The organism is Stenotrophomonas sp., from assembly GCF_032103445.1.
Taxonomy (GTDB): domain Bacteria; phylum Pseudomonadota; class Gammaproteobacteria; order Xanthomonadales; family Xanthomonadaceae; genus Stenotrophomonas.
In genome coordinates, this window is sequence record NZ_DAMDFR010000039.1 from 23,459 (window position 1) to 39,001 (window position 15,543).

At 64.8% G+C, this 15,543-nt stretch carries 17 protein-coding genes; 6 read left to right on the forward strand and 11 right to left on the reverse strand.

The annotated features are described in order from the left end of the window. Positions 1-38: 38 nt before the first annotated feature. The 3 genes from RT551_RS14175 to grxD all read right to left on the reverse strand — a co-directional run bounded on the left by RT551_RS14175 (position 39) and on the right by grxD (position 4,691). Entirely contained in the window at positions 39-3,278 is a 3,240-nt protein-coding gene (locus tag RT551_RS14175; RefSeq protein WP_313459821.1) for a carboxypeptidase regulatory-like domain-containing protein, read from the reverse strand. Between the two features lie 349 nt (positions 3,279-3,627). Next, a complete protein-coding gene (locus tag RT551_RS14180; RefSeq protein WP_313459824.1) occupies positions 3,628-4,374 on the reverse strand; it encodes an SDR family NAD(P)-dependent oxidoreductase in 747 nt (248 codons plus the stop codon). Continuing rightward, a complete protein-coding gene (gene grxD, locus RT551_RS14185; protein ID WP_125362216.1) occupies positions 4,371-4,691 on the reverse strand; it encodes a Grx4 family monothiol glutaredoxin in 321 nt (106 codons plus the stop codon). The genes RT551_RS14180 and grxD overlap by 4 nt, the downstream gene beginning before the upstream one ends. Positions 4,692-4,811: 120 nt before the next feature. Here grxD and RT551_RS14190 point away from each other — a divergent pair, with 120 nt between their 5' ends. Continuing rightward, positions 4,812-5,390 carry a superoxide dismutase gene (locus RT551_RS14190; RefSeq protein WP_313459826.1) on the forward strand — a complete coding sequence of 193 codons (579 nt, stop codon included), beginning with the start codon at positions 4,812-4,814 and terminating at the stop codon, positions 5,388-5,390. A gap of 74 nt (positions 5,391-5,464) precedes the next feature. On the opposite strand, the gene RT551_RS14195 is transcribed toward RT551_RS14190, so the two are convergent. Both RT551_RS14195 and purE read right to left on the reverse strand, forming a co-directional pair. Beyond that, positions 5,465-6,610, reverse strand: a complete 1,146-nt coding sequence (locus tag RT551_RS14195) for a 5-(carboxyamino)imidazole ribonucleotide synthase (RefSeq protein ID WP_313459828.1) — start codon at positions 6,608-6,610, stop codon at positions 5,465-5,467. Further along, positions 6,607-7,110, reverse strand: a complete 504-nt coding sequence (gene purE, locus RT551_RS14200) for a 5-(carboxyamino)imidazole ribonucleotide mutase (protein ID WP_311190781.1) — start codon at positions 7,108-7,110, stop codon at positions 6,607-6,609. The genes RT551_RS14195 and purE overlap by 4 nt, the downstream gene beginning before the upstream one ends. A gap of 59 nt (positions 7,111-7,169) precedes the next feature. Here purE and RT551_RS14205 point away from each other — a divergent pair, with 59 nt between their 5' ends. The 5 genes from RT551_RS14205 to RT551_RS14225 all read left to right on the forward strand — a co-directional run bounded on the left by RT551_RS14205 (position 7,170) and on the right by RT551_RS14225 (position 10,735). Further along, complete coding sequence (locus RT551_RS14205) at positions 7,170-7,439, forward strand: Trm112 family protein (RefSeq protein WP_313459832.1); 270 nt, start codon at positions 7,170-7,172, stop codon at positions 7,437-7,439. Further along, positions 7,436-8,293, forward strand: a complete 858-nt coding sequence (gene nadC, locus RT551_RS14210) for a carboxylating nicotinate-nucleotide diphosphorylase (protein ID WP_313459834.1) — start codon at positions 7,436-7,438, stop codon at positions 8,291-8,293. The genes RT551_RS14205 and nadC overlap by 4 nt, the downstream gene beginning before the upstream one ends. 93 nt (positions 8,294-8,386) lie before the next feature. Next, on the forward strand, positions 8,387-9,448 hold the full coding sequence (locus tag RT551_RS14215; RefSeq protein WP_313459837.1) for a DUF2272 domain-containing protein: 1,062 nt from the start codon (positions 8,387-8,389) through the stop codon (positions 9,446-9,448). Between the two features lie 133 nt (positions 9,449-9,581). Further along, on the forward strand, positions 9,582-9,938 hold the full coding sequence (locus tag RT551_RS14220) for a DUF3301 domain-containing protein (RefSeq protein WP_313459839.1): 357 nt from the start codon (positions 9,582-9,584) through the stop codon (positions 9,936-9,938). Positions 9,939-10,189: 251 nt separating this feature from the next. Next, positions 10,190-10,735 carry a hypothetical protein gene (locus RT551_RS14225; RefSeq protein ID WP_313459841.1) on the forward strand — a complete coding sequence of 182 codons (546 nt, stop codon included), beginning with the start codon at positions 10,190-10,192 and terminating at the stop codon, positions 10,733-10,735. A 63-nt stretch (positions 10,736-10,798) separates the two neighbouring features. Here RT551_RS14225 and RT551_RS14230 read toward each other — a convergent pair whose 3' ends face one another. The 6 genes from RT551_RS14230 to RT551_RS14255 form a co-directional block, all read right to left on the reverse strand. Continuing rightward, the gene (locus RT551_RS14230; protein ID WP_311190776.1) at positions 10,799-11,245 is read right to left on the reverse strand and encodes a ClpXP protease specificity-enhancing factor; all 447 of its coding nucleotides are present in this window, start codon (positions 11,243-11,245) and stop codon (positions 10,799-10,801) included. Between the two features lie 77 nt (positions 11,246-11,322). Further along, positions 11,323-11,958, reverse strand: coding sequence for a glutathione S-transferase N-terminal domain-containing protein (locus RT551_RS14235; RefSeq protein WP_313459843.1), 636 nt, complete (start codon positions 11,956-11,958; stop codon positions 11,323-11,325). A gap of 136 nt (positions 11,959-12,094) precedes the next feature. Further along, a complete protein-coding gene (locus tag RT551_RS14240; RefSeq protein WP_313459846.1) occupies positions 12,095-12,841 on the reverse strand; it encodes a cytochrome c1 in 747 nt (248 codons plus the stop codon). Continuing rightward, a complete protein-coding gene (locus tag RT551_RS14245; RefSeq protein WP_313459848.1) occupies positions 12,834-14,096 on the reverse strand; it encodes a cytochrome bc complex cytochrome b subunit in 1,263 nt (420 codons plus the stop codon). Before RT551_RS14245 ends, RT551_RS14240 begins: the two co-directional genes overlap by 8 nt. Before the next feature lie 2 nt (positions 14,097-14,098). Beyond that, complete coding sequence (gene petA, locus RT551_RS14250) at positions 14,099-14,719, reverse strand: ubiquinol-cytochrome c reductase iron-sulfur subunit (protein WP_313459850.1); 621 nt, start codon at positions 14,717-14,719, stop codon at positions 14,099-14,101. A gap of 136 nt (positions 14,720-14,855) precedes the next feature. Further along, positions 14,856-15,543, reverse strand: a 688-nt coding sequence (locus tag RT551_RS14255) for a lytic transglycosylase domain-containing protein (protein ID WP_313459853.1), incomplete at its 5' end; no start/stop codon positions are given.

A 15,543-nucleotide genomic window follows, 5' to 3' on the forward strand; every position in this document is an offset into this window, starting at 1 on the left:
GCCCCGGCCGTTTTCATTCACGCGTCAAGTTCGATGGATCAGAACTTGTACTTCAGGGTCAGCTGCATCGACCAGCGCGACACGCCGGTGTTGCCCTTGTCGTTGTTGTTTTCCTGGATGGTCGGGGTATCGGTGGAACCGGTGAAGTTGTAGATGTACTTGCCGGTTGCCGGGTCGATACCCGCGTAGCTGGCCACACGAGCGGTCGAGTTGAAACCGTAGTCGTTGATGCGGCCCCACTTCTTGTTGATCAGGTTGCCGACATTCATGATGTCCAGCGCCAGCTCACCCTTGTGCTCCTTCATGAAGCCCGGGAATTCCTGCGAAATACGCACGTCGAAGGTATTCACGAAGCCCGTGCGGAAGGCGTTGGCCGGTGCGATCTGGCCCTGATAGGCGGCCAGTTCCGGGTTGGCCTTCAGCCAGTTGAAGAACGACTGCTCCATCGCGGCACCGCCAGTCCACAGGACGTCGCCCGGGCCATTCGGCACGTAGAACAGGTCGTTGAAGAAGCCAGCACCGGTGGTGGCAGCCGCATCGCCGTTGATGTCGTTGTAGTAGATGTAGCTGTACGGACGACCCGAACGACCTTCATAGAACAGGCCGACGCTGGTGTTGTAGTCGCCGAAGAACGCCTTCTTCCAGTTGATCGAGGCGGTCACGCGGTCCTTGATCGCATAGCGCGAGTCATAAGCCACGTTCTCGTTGGCGGTGCCAATGAGGGTGCTGCCCCAGTTGGAGGTGTTCTGCGAGCTGGTCAGCGGGCTGACTTCCTTCGCGGCGGTGTAGGTGTAAGCCAGCGACCAGCCCCAGTTTTCCATCAGCGGCTTGTTCAGGCCGACGGTGAACTGGCGGCTGCTGCCCTTGTCGGTGTTGCGCATGAGCAGCACGTCGTTCATGCCAGCCTGACGCAGATACTTGCCCTGGGCACCATTGCTGCCGTTGCGGATAGAGCAGTTCACGCCAGTGCACGGAGTGTAGCCAGCCGGATTCCAGTACAGCTCACGACCATCCTGACCGATGCGGGTAGCACCCACGCCAGCCTGGTTGTACAGGTCCAGACGTTCGAAGTAGATCGCGTCATTGACCTTGGTGTACAGGAACTCAGCCGATGCCACGATGCCGTACCACGGCAGTTCGGTATCGAAGGCCAGGTTCGACTTCCACACCGACGGCAGCTTCAGACCCGGCTCGACGATGTCCACGTTGTCCAGACCGGTGACGGTGCCACCCGGAATGTAAGGCGGGTCGACGTTCGGGGTGAAGACGGCACCCGGGTTACGCAGATCGTACTCGGTGTAGTTCAGACCGGTGTTCTGGTATGCACCGGCCAGCCACACGTTCGGGGCCGCGCCGCCGAACAGGCCCACGCCACCGCGCAGCTGGGTCGGACGCTCGGTGTCGAAGGTGTAGTTGAAGCCGAAGCGCGGCTGCACCAGCTTGTCATCCGGCAGCACGGTGTTGTCGTAGCCGTAAGCATTCATGATGCGCGGGTTGTACAGCGGCTGGTCGCTGAAGTCCGGCATATCAACGCGGACGCCGAGCTGCAGGGTCAGGTTGCTGTTGACCGCCCAGCTGTCCTGCACGAACAGACCGGTGTTCTTCAGCGTGTACTTGGCCGGGATGTCATCATAGCTGCCGCCCGGCTGCGGGGTGCGCACGATGTAGCGGTTCGGGGTACCGGCGGCGAAGGCATCCAGATTGCTGAAGATGTAAACGCCGTTGAGATTACGACCGTAGTAGTTCATCAGGTCGTTATCGGAGTAGTCGAAGCCGAACTTGACGGTGTGATCGCCAACGTACCAGGTAGCCGCACCGAACGCGCTCAGCTCCTTGGATTCGACGACGTTCACGTGCGAGTTCTGCTCGGTACCGAAGTACAGCGAATCCGTGCCGCTGGCACCGAAGCCCTGCACCTGGATCTGCGGCAAACTCGAAGCGGTAGCGCGAACGGCCGAGTAGTCCTTGTAACCAACCTTGAACTCGGTCGAGAAGTTCTCGGACCAGTCGCTGAACAGTTCGCCCATCCAGGATTCATAGGTCTTCGGCTGCTGGTACCAGAAGGTGCTCAGCGAAACAGCGCTGGAACTGATCTGCGGGAAGCGGACCACGTTCTGTTCCATCTTGTTGTAACGGATGGCAGCACGGTGGTTGTCGCTGATGTTCCAGTCGATCTTCAGTGCGTATTCTTCGATCTCGGTGTTGTTGGCCGGCGGGTTCAGCGAGCCCGCGTCGAAGCCATAACCGGTCGCGATCTGCTGCGCGCGGGCGATGTCGGCATCGGTGATGCTGCCCTTGCCGTACGGGGAATCGGTGACGCTGACGCCCGGAGCCGAACGCTCGAACTTTTCGTAGTTGGCGAAGAAGAACAGCTTGTCCTTGACGATCGGGCCGCCCAGGGTCATGCCGTAGGTCTTTTCGTCGTCAAAGCCGTTGAAGCGGACGCCGTCCAGGTCCTTGCGGACCATGTCCTTGTCACGGTACGCGTAGTACACGGTGCCGCCGAAATCATTGGTACCCGACTTGGTCACGGCGTTGATCACCGCACCGGTACCACCGGCGATGGTGGTGTCGTAGTTCGCAACGTCGATGTTGATTTCCTGGATCGCATCCATCGACACCGGCTGACGCTCGGTCGGCAGGTTGTTGGATTCCAGGCCGAACGGATCGCTGGCGCTGATGCCGTCGATGCGGATGGCGTTGTAACGGGTATTCTGGCCACCGACCGAGATCGCACCGTCAGCCTTGCTGACCTGCGAGATGCGCGGGTCGAGGCGGATGTAATCCTGGATGTTGCGGTTGGCCGACGGCAGCGAGTCGATGGTTTCGCGGTTGACGTTCGAACCGGTACCCATCTTGTAGGCGCTGAACACGTCCGAACCACCGGCCACGGCGACAACCTGCACGGCGTCGAGGTTGGTGGCGGCGGCGACGTCGCCGGTCAGGGCGGCGTTGATGGTGTTGACCTGATTCAGGTTCAGGTAGACGCCTTCTTCGGTCTTGGTGCCTTCACCCGGCTTGTTGATGGTGATGGTGTACGGACCACCCACGCGCAGACCGCGCGCAGCGTAACGACCCGAGGCGTCAGTGGTGGCACGGCTGGTGGTGCCCGACTCGGTATGCGTGATGGTGACTTCGGCACCGGCAACAGGCGCGCCTGCAGCGGACGTGACCTGGCCGCCGACACCGGCAGAGGTGCTCTGGGCGAAGGCGGGGGCGGTGGCAAGAGCGGCCACGAGACCAAGGGTGAGCTTGGACATCCGGAGTGGGTGGGTCATTTTTGGGTAGCCTCGATGCGAGAGTGGCGATTTGCGGAGAAAAAACGCGCCCACACAGCCCCGGCAGCGGCTGAATGGACTTAGATCTGGGTTCCCTATGCCGCAGGCTGGTTTCAGCCGCAACGGTTAACACTAGATTAACACGATAGCCCCGTTATGTGACGGTTTAGCGACAACGCGCACACCATCACAACGCAATCGTGACGTTTTCTTCACATCCGCCTGTTCAGGAAATACCGGCTCCTTGCCGGCAGGGCGGAAGGTAATGGCCGTTCATGTCAGGGGGGTGACGCGAAAGGCAGCCGGGCAAGCCCGGCTCTACGTGGCAGCGCGGTGACCGGTAAGACGGTCAACGCGCGATATCGAACACCTGGCCGCGATGTTGGACCCCGGCGGCTGACAGCAGCAGCACCGCTGCCTCCGCGCATTCGGCCGGGTGGCGTGCCGATTGGTCCTCGTCCAGCGAGAACGCCCGTGCCCGCAGCGCTGTGCGCATCGGGCCCGGCTGCAGCCCGGCAACCCGCACCGGACCGCGTGCCAGTTCTGCGTGCAGGCTGGCGATCAGGCCGCGCAGGCCGTGCTGGGCGGCCCCGTAGCCGCCCCAATATGCCTGCCCTACCCGCGCCGGGTCGTCCACGGTGAACACCAGCGCGGCATCGTCGCACTGCTTCAGCAGGGGCAGGCAGGCCTGGGCCAGCCACGCCGGGGCGGTCAGGTTGACATGCACGGCGCGCGCGAACGCGGCCGGATCAGCCAGCTCGAACGGGGTCAGACCAGCGAAGTCAGCGGCGCAGTACAACAGCCCGTCCAGCCGGCCCAGTTCGCTCTGCAGGCGCTCGGCCAGGGTGGCGTAGTCATCAGGAGTGGCCCCTTCCAGGTCCAGCGGATACAGCAGCGGCTCCGGACCGACGGCCTGGACGGCACTGTAGACCCGGTCCAGCCGGCGCGGCTTGCGCCCGAGCAGGACCACCGTAGCCCCGGCCGCCGCGCAGGCGACCGCCGCGGCGCTGCCAAAGCCGCCGCCGGCACCGGCAATGAGAATGATGCGGTCGGCCAGCGACCCGCTCCCGACCGCCACGGACGGGAGCGCACTCATCCGTGCGCGGCCTCTTCGACGATGCGCTTGAGTTCACCGGCCTCGAACAGCTCCAGCACGATGTCACAGCCGCCGATCAGCTCGCCGTGGATGAACAGCTGCGGGAAGGTCGGCAGGTTGGAGAAGCGCGGCAGGTTGGCACGCACTTCCGGCTCTTCCAGCACATTCACCGTGCGCAGATTGACCGCACCGGCGGCCATCAGCGCCTGTACGGCGCGGCTGGAGAACCCGCACATCGGGTACTGCGGGGTGCCCTTCATGAACAGCACGAGGGGATAACGATCGACTTCCTGTTGGATCTGCTGCAAGACCGCCACCACACCTCTCCTGCGTTGCGGAACCATCCGACCCCGGGTGGTCGGATAGACTTCCCCTGCGCCCATTGTAATGCGGTTGACCCCGCGCCGGACGTCTGTGTCCCACTCTCCCGGATCGCCATGCCCTTCGACCTGCCCCGCCTGCCCTTCGACCGCACCGCCCTGCAGCCGCATCTGTCGGCGGCCAGTCTCGATCTGCACCTGGGGCATCACCGGGCCTACGTGGAGACGGTGAATGCACGGATTGAAGGCACCGAGCTCGCGGAACTGCCGCTGGAGGACCTGGTCCGGCAGAGCCAGGGCACGCTGTTCGACGCAGCGGCGCAGGCCTGGAACCACGCGTTTTTCTGGGAGGGGTTACGGCCGCGCGGCAGCGCCGAGCCGCAGGGCCGGCTAGCGGAGCTGATCGGCCGTCATTTCGGCGACCTGCGCCGGTTGCGCGAGGAGTTCGACCGCGCCGCGCTGGGGCTGTTCGGGTCCGGCTGGGTGTGGCTGGTGCAGCATCCCAACAGTACGTTGGCCGTGCAGGTCACCCGCAATGCGGGTACACCGCTGGTGGGCCAGAGCACGCCGCTGCTGGGGTGTGATGTGTGGGAGCACGCCTATTACATCGACTTCCAGAACGACCGGGCGAAGTACCTGGAGGCGTTCTGGAAGGTGGTGAACTGGGAGGCGGTGGCGATGCGGTTGCGCGATTGACCCGGTAGTGCCGGCCGCTGGCCGGCATCACCATGGGATCATGCAGTAGCGTGGTTGCCGGCCAGCGGCCGGCACTACCGATGCAGCGCGGCTACGGCAGGGGCCACCTGTTCTGCGCGACCCAGCGCCTGACCAACTGCTTCCATATCCGCCGCCAGCTGCGCGGCATCATCACCGCGCAGCGTCGCATGACCCACCTTGCGGCCATCACGCGGCTGCTTGCCGTAGTCGTGCCAATGCCCGCCGGGCTGGGCAAGCACCGCCGCCGCGTCGGGCATCGCGCCGATCCAGTTGAGCATGCACGCATGCCCCAGCATGCGGGTGTCGCCGAGCGGCAGGCCGAGCACGGCGCGCAGGTGGTTCTCGAACTGCGAGGTTTCGCTGCCCTCGATGGTCCAGTGCCCGGAGTTGTGCACGCGCGGAGCCATTTCGTTGGCCAGCAGTTCGTCGCCGCGGCAGAACAGTTCCAGCGCGAATACGCCGACATAGTCCAGGCGCTCGGCCAGGGTGCGGGCGTAGCCAATGGCGGCCTGCTGCTGCACCGGGCTCAGCACGGCGGGGGCCAGACTGACCGACAGCACGCCGTCCACATGCCAGTTGCCGGTAACCGGCCAGGCGCGGAACTCGCCGTCACGGCCGCGCACGGCAACCACGCTGACTTCGCGGTCGAAGGCCACGAAACCTTCCAGGATCAGCCCGGTGCGCTCAACCTGTGCGCCGAGCGCGGCCCAGGCCGCGTCGATGTCGGCTTCGCTGCGCAGACGGAACTGGCCTTTGCCGTCGTAGCCCAGGCGGCGGGTCTTGAGGATGCACGGCAGCCCGAACTCGCCTACCCGCGCGGCCAGCTCATCGCGGCTGCGGATGTCGGCGAACGGCGGCAGCGGAATGCCCAGCTCGCGGAACAGGGTCTTTTCGCTCAGGCGGTCCTGCGCCACGGCCAAGGCGTCCGGATTCGGATACACCGGCACGCGTTCGGCCAGGAAACGGGCACTGTGCGCGGGCACGTTCTCGAAATCGAAGGTGACCACGTCCACCTTTGCCGCAAACGCGGCCAGGGCGGCTTCGTCATCGAACGCCGCCACCTGCAGCGGTGCCAGCTGGCCGGCACAGGCGTCGGCGGCAGGATCGAACAGTTCGAAGCGCAGGCCCTGCGGCGCACCGGCCAGCACCATCATGCGGGCGAGCTGACCGCCGCCCAGAATGCCGACGGTACGGGTCATTGGCGCGGGTCGTCGTGGGCCATGACGTCTTCGGTCTGGCGCGAGCGGAAAGCTTCCAGCGCCTGGCCGATGGCCGGCTGTTCCGGGGCCAGCAGCGCCGCCGCGAACAGGGCCGCGTTGGACGCCCCGGCATTGCCGATGGCGAAGGTGGCGACCGGAATGCCGGCCGGCATCTGCACGATCGACAGCAGCGAATCCATGCCGTTGAGGGCCTTGGACTGGACCGGCACGCCCAGCACCGGTACGGCGGTCTTGGCCGCGACCATGCCCGGCAGGTGCGCCGCGCCGCCAGCGCCGGCGATGATGGCGCGCAGACCGCGTGCGCCGGCCTGTTCGGCGTAGGTGAACAGCACGTCCGGCGTGCGATGCGCCGAGACCACCTTCACTTCATAGGGAACACCGAGGGCATCAAGCTTCTGCGCGGCGTGCTGCATGGTTTCCCAGTCCGAGCGGGAGCCCATGATGATGCCGACGAGCGGCACTGCGGGGTTGGGGGTCATTGGCCGTCACCTACCTTAAAGACGTATTCTAGCCGTCTTCCACGCAAGACGAAGAACCCATGGATCGCAAGCTGCTTGACCTGCTGGTGTCGCCGGACGCCCGCCAGCCCCTGTCCCTGCTCACCGCGAAGGGCCTGGAGGCCCTCAACCAGGCCATTTCGGCCGGTAACGTGACCAAGGCCGACGGCAGCCCGCAGAGCCAGCCTCTGCGCGAAGCCCTGCTGACCCGCGACGGCAAGCAGGTGTTCCGGGTCGACGACGGCATTCCGGTGCTGCTGGCCGAAGAAGCCATCGCCACCGCCCAGATCGCCGACTTCCCGGCGCAATGAGCCCTGCCCTGCTGCCGCCCGAGGCCGCACAGGTCGAGGCGGACGTGGCCCGCGCCCTGGCCGAGGACATCGGCAGCGGCGACGTCACCGCCGCCCTGCTGCCCGACCGGCCTGACCGCGCCTACCTGCTGTGCAAGCAGGACGCGGTGATTGCCGGCCGGCCGTGGTTCGACGCCACCCACCAGGCGCTGGACCCCGACGTGCGGATCGACTGGCGCGTGGCGGAAGGCGACGCGGTACAGGCGGGCACCGTGCTGGCAACGTTGCAGGGGCGCAACCGCAGCCTGGTCAGCGCCGAGCGCACCTCGCTCAATTTCCTGCAGACCCTGTCCGGCACCGCCACCACCACCGCCCGCTACGTGGCGGCCGTGGCCGGCACCGGCACGCGCATCCTGGACACCCGCAAGACCCTGCCCGGCCTGCGCATGGCGCAGAAGTACGCGGTGCGCTGCGGCGGCGGTGACAACCATCGCCTGGGCCTGTTCGACACGGTGATGCTGAAGGAAAACCACATCCGCGCTGCCGGCTCGCTGAGCGCGGCGGTGCACGCAGCGCGTGCGAAGTGGCCGCAGCTGCCGCTGGTGGTCGAGGTTGAGGATCTGGATCAGCTGCGCGAAGCGCTGGCGGTGGGCTGCGACCGCATTCTGATCGATGATTTCGATGCGGATCTGCGCCGCGAGGCGGTGAAGTTCGCCGCCGGGCGGATTCCGCTGGAGGTGTCAGGCAGTGTCGACCTGGCCGGGCTGCGGGCGATCGCCGAGGACGGCGTGGACTGCATCTCGATTGGCGGGTTGACCAAGCATGTGCAGGCGATTGATCTGTCGTTGAAGCTGGGCGATCCGCCCAAGCGCTGACGTGGTGCCGGCCAGCGGCCGGCACTACCTGTCCTTCACGAATTGCCCAACGTGGGTCTGCGACGCTCTCCCTACCCCCACCGGAGAACGCGCATGCGCCGGATGCTGTTGCCCGCCTGCCTGCTGCTCGCTGCCGCCCCCGTTACCGCGGCGGCGGCTGAAGTCTGCGACATCCCGCCCCGTTATGGACTGAGCCCGCTGGCCGTCAGCATCGTGCGCACTGCCTGCAACGAACACCGCCTGTGGTACCGGCCCTTCATCGACGGCGAAGGACGGGCTGCCAACCTCGGCGTCAGCGAGGCCGAGCGCCTGTACCTGTCTGACGACGGCATGCCGGCGTGGCAGCGCGTGGTCGCCTACTGGCGCGACAGCGGCACTCTGGGCCCGATGGGCAGCCAACCCGGCGCGACCAGTTGCATGCAGCCGTTCGGTACGCGCTACACCGACAGCGACTGTCGTGCCTTCATCATCGACAACCCGTGGTCGGCCGCCTTCATCTCCTGGGTGATGAGCCGCGCAGGCGTGCCGGGTTTCACCCGCTCCCCGCGCCACATCGACTACATCCGCGCGGCGTACGAGAACAGCGGGCCGTACCGGATGACCAACCCGGCGCTGGAAAAGCCCGCCCCCGGCGACCTGCTGTGCTACCTGCGCGACCGCGACGAAACGCTGAGCTACTCCGGGCTGGTGCAGCAGCTCAGCGGGGGCAAGGTGGAAAACTGGAAATCGCATTGCGAGGTGGTGGTCGCGGCCAACATGGGCGGCGACCACACCCTGTACCTGATCGGCGGCAATGTCATGAATACGGTGGCGATGCGCAAGCTGTCGCTGGATCGCAGCGGCCGCATCCAGCTGCCGCCGGCCCGATCCTACGGCCCCTATGACATCGGCTGCACGCCTGGCCGCGAAGACGAGTGCAATTTCAACCGCCAGGACTGGGCGGCCCTGCTGAAGCTGGTCGCGGCCTCGCCGATGGGCTCCACGCCCGCGCCGGTGCCCGCGTCCACCCCGGCTACCCAGCCGTCACCCGTGCCTGCCCAGCCCGGCGTGCCGGCAACCCCGCCGCCGCAGAAACCGACGTTCCCGCGCGTGGTTCCGCCACGGCCGCAACCACAACCGCAGCCCCAGTCGCAGCCTCCACAGACGTCATCGTAGAGCCACGTCCTACGTGGCTTCGCGGTGCCGGAACGCAGTGCAGCCACGCAGGGCGTGGCTCCACGTCGCTTGAAGTGGCCGGGACTTGTCGCCATGTTGGTCGCTAACGACATTGCGCCTTGACGAGTCCTCGATGCCCAGCTTGATCCTGTTGATGATTGCCGGCGCGTTTGCCTACGCCTTCTGGAATTCCTCGCGGGCGGCGGCCGAGCGCGCCATCGAGCTGGGCCGCAATGCCTGTCGCGCGGCCGATGTGCAGTGGCTGGACCAGGCGGTGCATGCCAGCAGCATCCGGGTGTGCCGCAAAGACAATGGCTGGTTGGGGTGGGAGCGCACCTACCGCTTCGAGTACTCGCATGACGGCATCGACCGACACACCGGCCGCATGGTGCTGCGCGGCGACCAGCTGGTGGCCTTTGTCGGCCCCTCTGCGGCGCGAATCAGCGAGATCCGGCAATCGCCTGACACCTCCAATGCCCAGGACGTTTAGAGAGGCAGGCCCAGCGCAGGCTTATCGGCTCCTCAAAAATGAGTAGCTGATTACACAACGCTACTTTCCGCATTGACCCTCCCATTTACCTCACGGTAGAACCGAGGAGGCGGGCAATCATGGCTCGACGGCCCGTCGCTGCACCTTGCAAGCAGTTGATTACGTTTGACTTTATGACGTTTTGTTTACAGACCAAACTGCCAACGACTTGGTTGGCGCGGATGTATCCATCCCATCAAGGAGAGATGTCAATGCGTACCCAGCAACAGCATCGCAATGTCACCCGTTCGGCCCGCTTTCCACTGATCGCCGCCTCTCTGCTGGCAATGGTCGGGTTCGCCCCTAGCGCCTTTGCAGGCCAGTGGGTTTACACGGGCCGTACTCTGACGGTCGATAACGAAAGTATCGCGCCCTACATCACGTCCTACTTCAACTACTGCCAAGGCGGTGTCGTGGGTCCATCCGGCCTATACACCTATGGGGACATCGGACCAGAGCGGTATGGATCCTGCCCCACGGATGTAAGCACTGGATGGGCGGCCAACGTCGACGGCAACTATGGCACCTGTCGCCCCGACCCTGAAGCGCTAGGCGGCGGCACCCACTGCGTAGACTATATGTACACCGTCATTGGCCAAGGGCAATATCAAGGCGCACTCCCTGCCGCGTGCACCACCCCAGGAACTTACGCGATCAGCTACCAGCGAAATGTAAGCCTGATTGATAGCGGCGTGGGCAGCCAGCCCGAGTACTACGAGCAGACCTCTGAAACGTCTGCCGAATATTACTGCCAGTAATCCATCGCACTGGACGGCAGTGCAAGATCGGCGGCCATGGCCGCCGATCTTGCTTCTCTTCCCCTACTTCACCACGCGCAGATGCGGGCGTCCGCCGCTGGGCTTGGGCGGGGTGTCATCCGGGGTCGGTGTGTCATCCGGCGGCGTGTCGTCGTCGTCCAGGCTGGGCTCATGGCCCGGAATGTCGTCGGGCAGTGCCATGCCCTGCCCGGTTTCACGGGCATAGACGGCCAGTACGGCCGAAATCGGCACCTGCACCGGGTGGCTCACGCCGGAAAAGCGTGCCGCGAAGCTGACCCAGGTGTTGTCGATTTCCAGCCCCATCACGGCACGGTCGGCGATGTTCAGCACTACCCGGCCGTCCTTGATCGCGCTGGGCGGCACCTGCACGCCCGGCATGCCGGCGTCGACCAGGATATGCGGGGTGAGCTGGTTGTCGTTGATCCATTGCACCAGCGCCCGCAGCAGGTACGGGCGGTGGCTGGTCATGCGGAATGTATCTTCAGTCATGGGGTGCGCCGGGCCATGCCCGGCTGATTATCAGCGTGAATACCGGTGACCAGTGTACGCGCACGGCCGGGCTGAGGTCACACAGGTAACTCGCGCAGCTTCTTTTCCTGGTCGGTCAGGCTGCGCATGAAGCCGGGGTGACGGAAGATGCGGTTGCCGTAGTCCTCGATGGCCTTGCCATCCTTGGGCAGCGCGACGTCCAGCGACTGCAGACGCCAGATGATCGGAGCCATGGCGCAATCGGCCAGGCTCATTTCAGGATTCAGGAAGAACTTGCTGGCCTTGAACAGCGGCACCGAGCTGGTCAGCAGCTCCTTGAGACGCTTGCGGCCGGCTTCGGCCTGGGTCTTGTTGCCCAGCTGGATCGCCTGCACCTGCGGCACCCAGTCATGCTCGATGCGCAGCATGGCCAGACGGATGCGGGCGCGGGACAGCGGGTCCACCGGCATCAGCGGCGGATGCGGATAGCGCTCATCCAGATACTCGCTGACCACCGAGGCCGCGTACAGCACCAGTTCGCGCTCCACCAGGGTGGGGACCGAATGGTACGGATTGAGATCGATCAGGTCTTCCGGCGGGTTCTGCGGGTCGACCGGCACGAAATCATAGGTGACCCCTTTGGCGGCCAGCACCAGGCGCACGCGGTGGCACAGGACATCATCGTTCGAGGAAAACAGCGTCAGGGTATTCCGCATGCGTACGCTCGCCGCCATCAAAGGCTCTCCAACGACCGAATCCGTCGGCCGTATCGGCGCTGCCGGCCCATTGCCGACAGTCGTCCCAGTGCCCGAGTGTGCAACCCCCCATCACAAAAGCCAATAGGTCAAAGGGTTGATGGGCGCGTGAAGCTCAGTGCACGTCTTTCCAGTATTCCTTCTTCAGCAGATACAGCAGGAAGGTCAGGAAGGCCAGGAACAGAATCACCCAGACGCCCAGCTGCTGGCGCTTGAGCGCGGCCGGTTCACCGGCATACTCGAGGAAATTGGTGATGTCCCGGACCGCCTGGTCATACTGGCCAGCGTCCACATTGCCCGGCTGGACGATGTTCAGCCCGGTCACCGGTGCATCCGCCCCGGGTGCCTCGGGCTTGCCATGCACGGCGTGCTGCAGACCCTGCATTTCCCACAGCGGGTTGGGCATGGACGCATTCGGGAACAGCGCGTTGTTCCAGCCCAGCGGCCGGCTGGGATCCAGATAGAACGACTTGAGGTAGGTGTAGACCCAGTCGCTGCCGCGCACGCGCGAAATCAAGGTGAGATCGGGCGGCATCTTGCCGAACCACTTCTCGGCCTCGGCCTTGGGCAGGGTTACCCCCACGGTTTCGCCGATGGCCGCGCCGGTGAAGTTGAGGTTGTTCATCACCTCTTCTTCGGACAGGCCCAGGTCTTTTGCCATGCGCGAGTAGCGCAGGTACTTCAGTGCATGGCAGCCGGAGCAGTAGTTCATGTACAACTGCGCGCCGCGCTGCAGCGACGCGCGGTCGCCCAGGTCATTGCCGGCCTGCAGCGTCTTGCCGCCCTCGGCGGCACCGGCCACGGTGCTGGCCAGCATCAGCATGGCCGCGCAGGCCAGCCGCACAATCCAATGGTCAGTCATGCATGGTCACCCGGTCCGGTACCGGTTTGGTCCTGTCCAGCTTGGTCCATATCGGCATGGTGATGAAGAAGGCGAAATAGAGGAAGGTCAGCACGCGACCGATGTAGGTCTCGTGCACATCGGTACCCGGGCCGGAACCGATCACGCCCAGCCAGATGAAGCACACCGCCAGCACGCCCAGCATGACCTTGGAGATCCAGCCGCGATAGCGCACCGACTTGACCTTGGCCTTGTCCAGCCAGGGCACCAGGAACAGGATGGCGATGGCCGAGAACATCACCAGCACGCCACCCAGCTTGTTCGGTACCACCCGCAACATCGCGTAGTACGGCGTGTAGTACCACACCGGCTTGATGTGTTCCGGGGTCACCAGGCGGTTGGCCTCGGTGAAGTTGTCGTGCTCCAGGAACAGGCCGCCAAAGCCCGGCGCGAAGAAGATGATGAAGGCGGCAATGACCAGCAGGAAACCGGCCCCCACTGCATCCTTGAGCGTGTAGTACGGATGGAACGGAATGCCGTCGGCCGGCGCGGTCGGTGACCAGCGGTTGCCCTTCGGCCCCTTCTTGATCTCCACCCCGTCAGGGTTGTTGGACCCCACTTCATGCAGCGCGCCAATGTGCAGCACCACCAGCAGCAACAGCACCAGCGGCAGCGCGATCACATGCAGGGCGAAGAAGCGGTTGACGGTGGCGTCACTGGGCAGATAGTCGCCCATGATCCATTCGGTCAGACCATTGCCGATCACCGGGATCGCCCCGAACAGCGAGATGATCACCTTCGCGCCCCAGAACGACATCTGGCCCCAGGGCAGCACATAGCCCATGAAGGCTTCCGCCATCAGCACCAGGTAGATCAGCATGCCCAGAATCCACACCAGTTCGCGCGGCTTCTTGTAGCTGCCGTACAGCAGCCCGCGGAACATGTGCAGGTAGACCACGATGAAGAACAGCGAGGCCCCGGTGGAGTGCATGTAGCGGATCAACCAGCCCCAGTCGACGTCACGCATGATCGTCAGTTCCACCGAGGTGAAGGCCTCGGCGGCGCTGGTCTTGTAGTGCATGGTGAGGAAGATGCCGGTCAATATCTGGTTGACCAGGATCAGCAGCGCGAGCGAGCCGAAGTAGTACCAGATGTTGAAGTTCTTCGGCGCGTAGTACTCGCTGACATGCTTGCGGTACATCGGCATCAGGCCAGGGGCACGCTCGTTGACCCAGTCGGCCACGCCGGTGGCGGTGCGGGAAAGTATGTTGGCCATGCTCAAGCCGCCCCCTGCGGGTCAACGCCAATGACGATGGTGTTGTCGTCCTGGTAGTGGTGCGGAGGCACCAGCAGATTGATCGGGGCCGGCACGTCCTTGAAGACGCGGCCGGACATGTCGAAGCGCGACTTGTGGCAGGGGCAGAAGTAGCCGCCCTTCCATTCCGGGTCATACGGTTCGGGGCGGATTTCCGCGACCATTTCCGGTGAGCAGCCCAGATGGGTGCACAGCCCGACCAGCACCGAGACATCGGACTTGATCGAGCGGAATTCGGGATTTTCCTTCAGCACGTAGTCCGGCTGCTGGTCTTTCTCGCCGGATTCGGGGTCCTTCAGGCGACCGTCCAGTCCGGGCAGTGCTTCCAGGATGGCCTTGGAGCGCTTGACGATCCAGATCGGCTGACCGCGCCATTCCAGGACCAGCCGCTGGCCTTCCTGCAATGCGCTGATGTCGGCGGTCACCGGTGCACCGGCCAGTTGGGCGCGGGCACTGGGACTCCAGGACTTGATGAACGGAACTGCTGCAAACCCGACGCCGACGGCACCCACCACCGCAGTGGTTGCGGAAAGAAATCGTCGACGACCAGTGTTGACTGGATCGTTTACCCCATCGTTGGCCATCCGGCACTCCGATATTGATTTAGGTAGCTTGAGGCTGCCAGTAGACCGGTGGGGGCCAGTCCACGTGAATCGGAACCGACTATAGCGGAACCTGACTCGGCGACACAACGGAAAGAATCCGATGGCACTGATCGGATTATTGCTGCGTTGCAGCTCCACGGTAGCGGTCGGCCAGGAGTGCGACGCGCTTCACGTAGTACTGTGTCTCGCTGTACGGCGGCACGCCACCGTGGCGGTCAACCGCGCCTTCACCGGCGTTGTAGCCGGCTGCGGCCAGGGTCAGGTTGCCGTTGAAGCGCTTGAGCAGCCACGACAGGTACTGCACGCCACCGCGGATGTTTTGCGCCGCATCATAGGAATCAGTGACCCCGAAGCGACGCGCGGTGGGCGGCATCAGCTGCATCAGCCCCTGCGCGCCCGCACGACTGACGGCCGTGGGGTTGTAGGCCGACTCGGCATGGATGACGGCGCGCACGATCGCCTCTTCGACCCCGAACTCGCGCGCGGCGGCGGCAATCTCGGCCTGGAAAGCGGTGGTGTTGAGCCGCACCGAACCGAAGTTCACGCCCGGGTTGGCCCCGCAGGCGTAGCAGCGCTCGATGTAGCTGTAGCGGATGGTGCGCACCTGGCCCAGGCTGGCCACCTGGGCCGGCCGGACGCTGGTGTAGTGGCGCACGCCATCCTTCATATAGGAATAGACCTGCCCGGACACCACCTTGCCCGGCTTGCTGCTGGCTTTCGGGGCCGAGGGCGCGGTCAGCACGGTCGCCGCCGGGGTCGGCGCTGCGCTGGCGGTGACCGCGGTGCTGGCGGCGGCCGTATCG

What these genes read in the sequence shown, in the direction of transcription:
- RT551_RS14175 (WP_313459821.1), bottom strand. Translation starts at nt 3,278, where the DNA reads ATGACCCACCCACTCCGGATGTCCAAGCTCACCCTTGGTCTCGTGGCC.
- RT551_RS14180 (WP_313459824.1), bottom strand. Translation starts at nt 4,374, where the DNA reads ATGAGTGCGCTCCCGTCCGTGGCGGTCGGGAGCGGGTCGCTGGCCGAC.
- RT551_RS14190 (WP_313459826.1), top strand. Translation starts at nt 4,812, where the DNA reads ATGCCCTTCGACCTGCCCCGCCTGCCCTTCGACCGCACCGCCCTGCAG.
- RT551_RS14195 (WP_313459828.1), bottom strand. Translation starts at nt 6,610, where the DNA reads ATGACCCGTACCGTCGGCATTCTGGGCGGCGGTCAGCTCGCCCGCATG.
- purE (WP_311190781.1), bottom strand. Translation starts at nt 7,110, where the DNA reads ATGACCCCCAACCCCGCAGTGCCGCTCGTCGGCATCATCATGGGCTCC.
- RT551_RS14205 (WP_313459832.1), top strand. Translation starts at nt 7,170, where the DNA reads ATGGATCGCAAGCTGCTTGACCTGCTGGTGTCGCCGGACGCCCGCCAG.
- nadC (WP_313459834.1), top strand. Translation starts at nt 7,436, where the DNA reads ATGAGCCCTGCCCTGCTGCCGCCCGAGGCCGCACAGGTCGAGGCGGAC.
- RT551_RS14215 (WP_313459837.1), top strand. Translation starts at nt 8,387, where the DNA reads ATGCGCCGGATGCTGTTGCCCGCCTGCCTGCTGCTCGCTGCCGCCCCC.
- RT551_RS14220 (WP_313459839.1), top strand. Translation starts at nt 9,582, where the DNA reads ATGCCCAGCTTGATCCTGTTGATGATTGCCGGCGCGTTTGCCTACGCC.
- RT551_RS14225 (WP_313459841.1), top strand. Translation starts at nt 10,190, where the DNA reads ATGCGTACCCAGCAACAGCATCGCAATGTCACCCGTTCGGCCCGCTTT.
- RT551_RS14230 (WP_311190776.1), bottom strand. Translation starts at nt 11,245, where the DNA reads ATGACTGAAGATACATTCCGCATGACCAGCCACCGCCCGTACCTGCTG.
- RT551_RS14235 (WP_313459843.1), bottom strand. Translation starts at nt 11,958, where the DNA reads ATGGCGGCGAGCGTACGCATGCGGAATACCCTGACGCTGTTTTCCTCG.
- RT551_RS14240 (WP_313459846.1), bottom strand. Translation starts at nt 12,841, where the DNA reads ATGACTGACCATTGGATTGTGCGGCTGGCCTGCGCGGCCATGCTGATG.
- RT551_RS14245 (WP_313459848.1), bottom strand. Translation starts at nt 14,096, where the DNA reads ATGGCCAACATACTTTCCCGCACCGCCACCGGCGTGGCCGACTGGGTC.
- petA (WP_313459850.1), bottom strand. Translation starts at nt 14,719, where the DNA reads ATGGCCAACGATGGGGTAAACGATCCAGTCAACACTGGTCGTCGACGA.